The sequence below is a fragment of the Paenibacillus elgii NBRC 100335 genome (assembly GCF_004000865.1).
Lineage (GTDB): Bacteria > Bacillota > Bacilli > Paenibacillales > NBRC-103111 > Paenibacillus_G > Paenibacillus_G elgii.
Window position 1 is genome coordinate 66644 of the sequence record NZ_BIMB01000034.1, and the last position, 9054, is coordinate 75697.

The following is a 9054-nucleotide window of genomic DNA, read 5'->3' on the forward strand; positions in this document are numbered from 1 at the left end:
CCACGATCGCTTCACCTCAAAATGATATTCAATATTACATCGCCGAATATGTCTGCTCGCGCGTCTCAACCGTAACAAGGTTCCGGACCCATTTGCCTTGCCGGATGCGGTAAAGCGTCATGCACGCCTTCACAAGATCTTCCATGATGACCAGAATAAAAATTTGCGGCAAGCTCCACTTCAAGACGAATGCGCCCACTAAAGCAAGCGGAATGCCGATCAGCCATTGTCCGGTAAAATCAATCACCAATCCCGCCTGCAAATCTCCTCCGCTGCGCAACACCCCGCTGATCCCGACGGCATTGATCGTTTTCAACCAAAACGTGAGCGCCATGATCATATACACTTGGAACGCCGTATCGATTAACGAGTCGTCGATCGCCCCGTACAACCCGATAATCGGGCGGTAAAACAACAGCAGCACCGAACCCAGCGCCAACGACAGCAAGAGACTGATGATGAGCATCCCTTTAGCTTGCTCAATTACCGCGTTAAAGCGCTGTTGTCCAAGAGTATGCCCCAGAAGCACGGCTGTCGCCGTTGCGCATCCTTGTTCAAAAGCGGCACTGAACGAATCGACGGTCGCCATCATCGACATAACAGCCAACGCTTCGGTGCCGATCTTTCCGTAAATGACATGATACAAGAAGATACCCGTAGACCAAATGAAGCCGTTAACGGTAGCCAGCACGGATATTCGGACAAACTGTACTAAGCGATCTTTACTGATATAACGGATGAAATCGTTCGGAACGAACGCCAAGGGGTGTTTTGTGAAGTAGATCATCGCGGTGAGCAGCAAAGCCTCCGCCACACTGCTGATCAGCGTAGCATAGGCAGCCCCCATGATGCCGAGCTGGGGAAACCCGGCTTTTCCAAAAATAAGCAGGTAGTTGAGCAGTACATTCAAGGCGACGCCTCCGATGCTGAAGTACATCGCTGTGGAAGCTTGTCCGATAGCTCGAAGACCGACGCCAAACACATTGACAATCGCTAGAAAAATGACGCTTAACGAAATGACGCCCAAAAACTTCGATGCGATATTGGCAAGATGGCTATCGGATGTGGCCAGCCCCATAATGACCGCCGGATTGGCGGTAAAGAAGAGCAGAACCGGCAGCACGACAAGCGCAAACGCCATTCCGAAACTAAGACCCAGAACTCCTTTGACGCCGGAAAGATCATTCGCTCCCCAATATTGGGCGGCCAGAACGCCGCAACCGCTGCTGAGGCCGACGAGCAGCACAATCGAAATCATCATCGCTTTGCTGACAATACCGACCGCAGCCACTTCGGTTTGTCCCAGCGTCCCGACCATAAGGACATCCGACAAATTCCGCGACGACAGCATAAGCACCTGAATAATGACAGGAATCGCCGTCGCAATAAAACTGACGAAAAATGCTTTTTCAAAGCCAAAAAGCTTTTTTGTTTTCATTCCGGTTCTCCCTATCGTATATCTGTTCATCCTTTCGCCGACTGTTTTGCAGAGATCGGCGAAACTTTATCGCCGTCACTAGTTCTCGTATTCCCGCTAAGCACTCACTCCTTTTATGGTTTATTCTCCATCTCCGGTTTCCCCTAACCTCCATCAGGGAAACTTTTTCTTCTAATCCAATAAATAGTAAACACTATTTATTAAATGGATATTATCAGATATTTCCCATTGGAGCAATAGGTTTTTATGCATTTAAATTGTATAATTTTTACGAAGAGAACCGTTGTTCATCGAGAATTGAAAATTAGAAAAGCCTCTTGCGCCATCACGCAGAGGCAGACTCTTGAAAAGAAAACCGTGCTTCTTTCGGTCAAAAAATCGGCAGTACATGGAAAAATACATTCGGCGAAGCAATTCGAAAATAGTAGCTGCTCCAGCCCGCGCCTTTGTTGTTAAACCGATTGCGCTGGCCGAACACCAACCGCTCCTGTTCCAATTCTTCGAGTTTATCGACTCTGCCCTCCGCATAATCCAGCAGTCGCGCGCTTGCGCTCTCCAGCCTCGTCAAAACGCCGCCATACCGGATATCGAGCACTTCCCAGCCAAAAGGCTTATACATCACATGCCATTGGTTCCGATGGGCGATCCGCAGTGCGTTGACGCGCCGGGAAAGCTCGGGAAGCACATTCAGGGCCGCATCTTTAAGCTTTTCCAGTTCACCGTTGTCGTAAGCCTGCTTCAGCTCGATGCCTAACTGGCTCTTTAACGCCAACACCCTGCACAATTGTTCCGGTACCTCGAACAAATAATCAAGATCCGCCTCAGGATTGCGTCGCTCATGAATCGCTTGTTCCAGCTGCGCATAATGCTCCGACAGCTCCAAACCCTCGATCTGCTTGTCGAACAACCCCAACAGCACATCCTGCCACAGCAAAAACTTGGACGGATTGCTCTGCTCCGTATTATCCGGTACGCTTCCCGGCGTTTCATCCAAATATTTCAGGTTGAGGAACGCCTCCGCATCAATTCCCGTACAAAACTTCACTCTTTGATGCAATTGTTCCGTGCTTACTTCCTCCGCGTAAGCATGCTCCGCATACAGCTGAATGCCGAGCAGCGCATTGAAGTGGTTATTTTCCATGCCATCGTCGCCCCACATGGCCGCATGCACCTGCTTCACGCCCTCTTTTTTGCAGGCTTTCAGGGCTGCGTCAGACGTTCTCAAAGAAAGCCCGTAGTTCGTGCCAAAGCAGTTCCACGTCCAGATGCCGCCAAGGAAAATCGGATTTTGACCCCGGCCCAATTGACGATGAATATCGATCAGATATGAGTAGTCCTTTTCTTCCGTATGGAAGAAGTCCCAGTAAACTAACCGTACGTCATTCGGAATCACGCTCACCATTTCCTCGGGAAGCTCCACGTTTTTCACGAACACGTAATGATCGCCATGGGCCTTGGAGGCCATCTTCAAGAACATATCTCCGTACATGCATGGCTCCAAGCCGAGCTTGTGCGCAATTTCGCGCACCTTGGACAAGTGCCGGATCATCACGTCGAACCGGTCCTGGTAACCGAAACGGTCCAGGTATTTCCCCCTTCCCAGCTCCTCCGCTTCGTCCAAGCCGATGTTCACTTTTTTACTGCGAAACGGAGCGGTAGCGGTTGCGAGCATTTTCTCAATCAGCTCGTACGTCGGCTCGTAATCGGACAGCAGCACGCCCCTCGTGTCCCGGTAGTGCGCCGCCTGCTCCCATTTTAAAAACTCCTCCAGATGCGCGTAAGTCTGGATGCTGGGATAAGCTTCGATACCAAAGATGTCGGCGTAGTCATCAATCGCTTTCAACTCGGCGTACGAATATCTCCCCCGCATGTAGCCGAAATAAGGCTCGCCTTCCAGCTCATACACGTCTTCCATGTAAAGAACCATCGAATTGAGCCCCATCAGCGCAAGCTTGCGGATCCATTCTTTAAAGCTGTCTACCGTCAGTACCGCATTGCGGGACAAGTCGAACTGCGGCCCGATCGCATCGAACTGCGGATGCTCCTTGATATGGAACGATTCTTTCTCGCCGTAATGCTGAATAAACAACCCTAAAGCGCGAAAAAATTCGTGCTTTTTTCCATAGCGGATCGTTCCTTGCCCTTGTTCCAGTCGAACCTCCAGCACATTCGGCGTCCGCTTCACATGCACCGGAATTCCGTCATCCGCTAGCGTAAACCGCAGCTCCTCCGCCAACAGCCCGATCCCGGCAGACAGCTCTTCCGTTTGCCCTTCAAACTTTATTCTCATCGCTTATCCCTCCAAACTGGTATGGAACCAAAAAAATATTGATATGTAACATTATTACGTATATTATTATATTGTGAGGAATTATATTACGTCAACGAATAAATCACAAGCAGGTGAAGGTCATGAACAATGCCGGTGTATTGCTGCAAAGCATGCTCGATACGCTGCATCCGGCTGAAAAACGGGTAGCCGAGTATATTCTTAAGCATCAACAGCAAATTAGCCAAATTTCCGTGCAGAAGCTCGCCGAGGACACAGAAACGAGCGTAGCGACGGTCGCCCGGCTTGCCCAGCGCGCCGGCTTCAGCGGATATCGCGAATTAAAGTTCGCACTGCTTTCCGCCACGGCGGCCATTCCGGAGAAAGACGACCATTTTGACGATATTCGTCCCGGCATGGAATCCGCTCAAGTGATCCAACAGCTTACTTGTTGGGCGAAGAAATGCATCGAGGATACCGCGCAGGTTCTTTCTTCCGAACAGGTGGACCGGGCCGTTACTGCACTGCTGAACGCTTCGAAAACGGCTTTTTTCGGAGTAGGCAGCTCTTCTTTCGTCGCGATGGACGCCTCTTTCAAGTGGATTCGCCTGAACCGGTGGAGCTTTGTTTACAGCGATCCTCAAGTCATGCTGCTTTCCGGCGTCATGCTTCAGCCGGGGGATGTGCTGGTCGCTATCTCCTATTCCGGCAAAACCAAGGAAACGCTCGAAGTGGCGGCGATGGCCAAGGAGCACGGGGCCACGGTAATCAGCATCACGCAGGTCGGCAACAATCCGCTTCATCAGATGTCGGATATCGGACTTTGGGTCACGGCGACCGAAGCGGGGATGAAACGGGGCGACATCGGTTCGCGCCTGGCGCAAACCCATGTGATCGATATTTTATACATGTCCATGATCAGCCGTAACTTTACCGACGCCGTTATGCAGCTGGAAGAAACCTACACCATGGTGCGCCAAAAAAGGAAGGACTAAACCAAGAGCAAATGGAGGCGTTGCACATGATGAAGCGCGAACGGAGTGTCGGCCGGCTGGTGCTCAAAGGGACGATCCTCGACGGGAGCGGCAGAGAGCCTTTTACCGGTTATGTCACCGTCGAGCAGGGTAGGATCGCAAGCGTGTTTCCCGAAGCAGAAGCACCTGCAGAAGTTATGTCTCAGCTTGATTCTACCGACGCACAGGTACTTGATTTCGGCAATGCATACCTAACCCCCGGCTTGATCGACATTCATCTTCACGGGGGCGCCGGCGCGGATGTCATGGACGGCAGCGCCGACAGCCTGATTCGGATGCTCCGCTACTATCTCGCCCATGGCACCACCTCGATTCTCGCCACCACCTTGACGGCCTCGAAGCCGGACATTGATCGCGCGCTTGCCGCCGCTTTTTCCGTGCAGCAAACGGAACGCATCGGCCAAGTGATCCAAGGGGTCCATCTTGAAGGGCCTTTCCTCAGTCCCAAATGGCCGGGCGCCCAGCATCCGCAATGGATCTGCAATCCGCAGACCGGCTGGCTTCGCGAATGGACTGCCCGTTTTCCCGGATTCATTCGTATACTGACGCTCGCCCCCGAACTGGAAGGAGCTGAAAAAGCCATTGCCTATGCGCTAGAGCAAAATATCATCGCCGCTTGCGGACATTCCGACGCTACCTACGATCAGGTGCGGACTGCCATCGGCTGGGGAATTTCCCATGCCGTCCATTGCTGCAACGCCATGCGCCCGTTTCATCATCGCGAACCGGGGGTTGTGGGGGCAGTGCTTCTGCACGACGAGCTGAGCACCGAAATCAATGTAGACGGGTATCATCTGCATCCGGCGGCAGTGGAATTGATTTTAAGACTGAAGCAGGACCGCGTCTGTGTCATTACGGATTCTATGCGCGCCGCGGGAATGACGGACGGCGTCTACCATTTGGCCGGACTGGAGGTGCACGTCAAGCAAGGGGCTGCCCGCTTCGCCGACGGCACGATCGCCGGAAGCACCATTCCTTTGGTGCAATCGGTACGACATCTCGTACAGAAGCACGGCAAATCGCTGCCGGAGGCGGTAAAGCATGCGACCTCGATTCCGGCGGGAATCGTAAAACTGCGTAATAAGGGACTTTTAAAAGCCGGGTGCGATGCGGACCTTGTCGTGCTGGAGCCGGAAGGTCTGCAAGTGAAGCGTGTCATGCTTGGCGGGGATTGGTTTGATCACGAGACCCATGATTTTGCCTAGTCAGGGAGAAGCATCCGTTCATAAGCGTTCATTTCAGGGAGGGGCTCGCTTTGAAATCCATTGGTATCATCCAAGCCATTTACCGGTATCCCGTTAAGTCCTTTCAAGGGGAACACCTAAGCTCGGTCGATATCGAGCGGTACGGATTATACGGAGACAGAGGGTATGCTTTTATCGATCATACGCGTTCAACCGATGCTTCCCGGTCCAACAAAAAGCTAAACGCGAAATTTGTTCCGAAACTGCTCGCTTACTCCAGCAAATACGTCGCAGACCGATCCAACAACGAATTTCCACCAATCCAGGTAACAGCACCCGACGGCCGTATATTTCAATGGAATGAGGAACTTTTTGATGAAATTCGGGCCGTCGTTTCTCCGCGGGAAATTTCTCCCCGGAAGTATTCGCCTGAGCATGACGACCTGCTGGGGGTGGATGAAGCAAGCATTTTGATTACTACGGATGTTTCTTTGGTCGAGCTGGAAAAAATCATTGGGGTGGAAACCGACATACGCAGGTTCAGGCCCAACTTCGTCATTCGTTACGACGAACCGCAGCCCTTTGAGGAATTTGATTGGATCGGCAAAACCGTCCAAATCGGAGATACGAAACTGGAGATATACAAGAAATGCCATCGATGCAGCATGGTAAACGTAGATCCGGACCACAATACCGTCAATCCGACCTTCCTAAAGCATATCGCCAAGCATCTGGATGCTTGCTTTGGAGTATATGCCAGAGTCATTCGGACCGGAACCGTTACCATTGACGCACCCGTTTATTTGCTCGATTAAATTTCAAACGAAAAAGAGCGATTCGTTCCTTTACGAATTCGCTCTTGCAGGATACATTTTATAACGTTTCCAATGCGCGCCGTACCTCTCCTAGCGCGCATTGCGGCGTTTATGATCACTCATTAATGGTCGGGTAGTGCAGCATCGTCAGGCGCTTCGAGACTAATGCGTCCCAGCTTGCCTGCCCTCAGCTCACGCAGAATGGCGAGTGAGGCTTTCTCCAGATCCACCCGTCCCCCGCTCATCAGAGCGCCGCGTTTGCGGCCTACAGCTTCCATCAGAGCCACAATGGCATCGGTGTCTGCCGGGTCTTGCGGAACCTCGTCTACGCTGAAGCGTTCTTTGACCGATTGCGCATAATGCTCCGTCAAATAGCGCATGGCGAACAGAGCAACTTCCTCCACCTGCAAAATCTCTTCCTTGATCGCTCCGGTCGCTGCCAACCGCAGTCCAACCGATTGATCTTCGAACTTCGGCCACAAAATTCCTGGAGTATCGAGCAGTTCCATCTCCGTACCGACCTTAATCCACTGCTGACCTTTGGTTACCCCCGGCTTGTCTCCGGTTGCGGCGATTTTACGCCCGGCCATCCGGTTGATCAGAGTCGATTTTCCGACATTCGGAATTCCGACAATCAGCGCGCGGATCGCTCTCGGATTCATCCCTTTGCGCAGCTGCGCCTGAATTTTTTCCGACAGCAGCTCCTTGCTGCGCTGCATAATTTCTTTCACCGGATTGCCGCCTACGGAATCGATCGGGATCGCTTTCAACCCTTGCTCCGCGAAATACTCAATCCACCGCCGGGTAACCTCCGGGTCCGCCAAATCATGCTTGTTCAGCAAAACCAAGCGCGGTTTATTTTGCAAAATTTCATCGATCATCGGGTTTCGGCTGGATAACGGTACCCGCGCATCCAAAAGCTCGATCGCCATATCAATCAGCTTCAACTTCTCTTGGATTTGCCGCCTTGCCCGTGTCATGTGACCCGGAAACCATTGGATCGTCATCTGAGTCACCTCAATCTGTTTACCTACTGCCGGTTCGGACTATTGAAATGAACCAGGCTGATTTTATTGAACGGCCAGAAGATCAAGTCGGCACGTCCGACAATTTTATCATAATTGACAAAGCCTACAGACGGGTCGCGGCTATCTGAGCTGTTCGAACGGTTGTCGCCCATCACAAATACGCTGCCCTCGGGGACTGTCTGCTCCGGGAAATTTCTTGTGTTATAGGGTCTCCCTTCCGAGGCGGCTTTATCCAGCGCCGGCTTCAGATAGGTTTCGTCCACCAATTGGTTATCCACATACACCTTGTCGCCTTCAACTTTAACCTTTTGGCCCGGCAAGGCAATGACGCGTTTTATGTAATCTTTGTCTTTGGTTGCATGAAACACGACGACTTCCCCGTGCTCCGGCTTCCCGAACTTGTAAATAAACTTATTGACGATGAGCCGCTCTCCCGTATAGAAATTCGGCTCCATGGAAGGCCCTTCCACAATGAACGGGGCGAAAACGAGCCAGCGTATAAAAAACACGAGGGCCGCCGCAATCAGCAGCGCTTTGATCCATTCCCAAGCTTCGTTTTTGACGGGATTCGTTTTTTCTACGGTTTGATCCTGCTCCATTAGCTTTCCTGCCCTTTCGCCAGAGTGGGGTAAAAAACGAAAAGGGACTTGGTGTGCAAGCCCCTTTGTTTTCGTTATCGAATCTCTTGAATTCTTGCTGCCTTACCGCGCAGACCGCGAAGATAATAGAGCTTCGCGCGACGGACTTTACCACGGCGAGCCACTTCAATCTTATCGATCTTCGGAGTATGAATCGGGAACGTTCTCTCAACGCCGACACCGTAAGAAATTTTTCTTACTGTGAACGTTTCGCTGATTCCGCCGCCGCGGCGCTTAATAACAACGCCCTCGAACAGCTGGACACGCTCGCGCGAACCCTCGATAACCTTAACATACACTTTCAAAGTGTCGCCAGGACGAAAGCTCGGAATGTCGCTGCGCAGTTGTTCCTTCGTAATCTCTTGGATCAAGTTCATGGATGACTCCCTCCTTCCACACAGGTGTTCATGCCGCTGCTAATAGATGTCGGTTCTTTCGATGTCACGCGCAGAGGACCACCGTATTCAAGCAAATTTCCACAACGTTTTATATCATAGCATAAACCCAAGGGAAACACAACCAGTTCTTTGCTGTAAGATGAAGTTTCGTTTCATTTTTGCAAACCGATCCGTTATTTCCACATTATTCCCGTTAGTACGAAAATGTATTCCATCCGCCAAAATAAAAAACCGTCTTGTTTCATGCTCC

The 9054-nt window shown here is 51.5% G+C and carries 8 protein-coding genes; 3 read left to right on the top strand and 5 right to left on the bottom strand.

Annotated elements, in window-relative coordinates; genetic code table 11:
* Positions 1-34 precede the first annotated feature (34 nt).
* Together PEL01S_RS22630 and PEL01S_RS22635 are read right to left on the bottom strand one after the other, a co-directional pair.
* Entirely contained in the window at positions 35-1438 is a 1404-nt protein-coding gene (locus tag PEL01S_RS22630) for an MATE family efflux transporter (RefSeq protein WP_063178967.1), read from the bottom strand.
* Positions 1439-1808: 370 nt separating this feature from the next.
* Positions 1809-3728 (bottom strand): beta-N-acetylhexosaminidase, encoded by a 1920-nt coding sequence (locus PEL01S_RS22635; protein ID WP_127461920.1) that lies wholly within the window; start codon positions 3726-3728, stop codon positions 1809-1811.
* A 122-nt stretch (positions 3729-3850) separates the two neighbouring features.
* Between PEL01S_RS22635 and PEL01S_RS22640 the strand changes: the two genes are divergently transcribed.
* Genes PEL01S_RS22640 through PEL01S_RS22650 form a run of 3 tightly spaced genes read left to right on the top strand, consistent with a single transcriptional unit; the run spans position 3851 to position 6740 of the window.
* Positions 3851-4702, top strand: a complete 852-nt coding sequence (locus PEL01S_RS22640; protein WP_127461921.1) for a MurR/RpiR family transcriptional regulator — start codon at positions 3851-3853, stop codon at positions 4700-4702.
* A gap of 26 nt (positions 4703-4728) precedes the next feature.
* Positions 4729-5946 carry an N-acetylglucosamine-6-phosphate deacetylase gene (gene nagA, locus PEL01S_RS22645; RefSeq protein ID WP_163768389.1) on the top strand — a complete coding sequence of 406 codons (1218 nt, stop codon included), beginning with the start codon at positions 4729-4731 and terminating at the stop codon, positions 5944-5946.
* Between the two features lie 50 nt (positions 5947-5996).
* Positions 5997-6740 (top strand): MOSC domain-containing protein, encoded by a 744-nt coding sequence (locus PEL01S_RS22650; protein WP_127461923.1) that lies wholly within the window; start codon positions 5997-5999, stop codon positions 6738-6740.
* Positions 6741-6862: 122 nt separating this feature from the next.
* Here the strand turns inward: PEL01S_RS22650 and ylqF are convergent, their stop codons facing one another.
* The 3 genes from ylqF to rplS all read right to left on the bottom strand — a co-directional run bounded on the left by ylqF (position 6863) and on the right by rplS (position 8783).
* Positions 6863-7747: a ribosome biogenesis GTPase YlqF gene (gene ylqF, locus PEL01S_RS22655; protein ID WP_127461924.1), complete on the bottom strand. Its 885-nt coding sequence runs from the start codon at positions 7745-7747 to the stop codon at positions 6863-6865.
* 23 nt (positions 7748-7770) lie between these two features.
* Entirely contained in the window at positions 7771-8367 is a 597-nt protein-coding gene (lepB, locus tag PEL01S_RS22660; RefSeq protein WP_010501086.1) for a signal peptidase I, read from the bottom strand.
* Between the two features lie 74 nt (positions 8368-8441).
* On the bottom strand, positions 8442-8783 hold the full coding sequence (gene rplS, locus PEL01S_RS22665) for a 50S ribosomal protein L19 (protein WP_010501088.1): 342 nt from the start codon (positions 8781-8783) through the stop codon (positions 8442-8444).
* Positions 8784-9054 lie beyond the last annotated feature (271 nt).

Coding starts and splice junctions, on each gene's coding strand:
- PEL01S_RS22630 (WP_063178967.1), bottom strand. CDS start 1,438: ATGAAAACAAAAAAGCTTTTTGGCTTTGAAAAAGCATTTTTCGTCAGT.
- PEL01S_RS22635 (WP_127461920.1), bottom strand. CDS start 3,728: ATGAGAATAAAGTTTGAAGGGCAAACGGAAGAGCTGTCTGCCGGGATC.
- PEL01S_RS22640 (WP_127461921.1), top strand. CDS start 3,851: ATGAACAATGCCGGTGTATTGCTGCAAAGCATGCTCGATACGCTGCAT.
- nagA (WP_163768389.1), top strand. CDS start 4,729: ATGATGAAGCGCGAACGGAGTGTCGGCCGGCTGGTGCTCAAAGGGACG.
- ylqF (WP_127461924.1), bottom strand. CDS start 7,747: ATGACGATCCAATGGTTTCCGGGTCACATGACACGGGCAAGGCGGCAA.
- lepB (WP_010501086.1), bottom strand. CDS start 8,367: ATGGAGCAGGATCAAACCGTAGAAAAAACGAATCCCGTCAAAAACGAA.
- rplS (WP_010501088.1), bottom strand. CDS start 8,783: ATGAACTTGATCCAAGAGATTACGAAGGAACAACTGCGCAGCGACATT.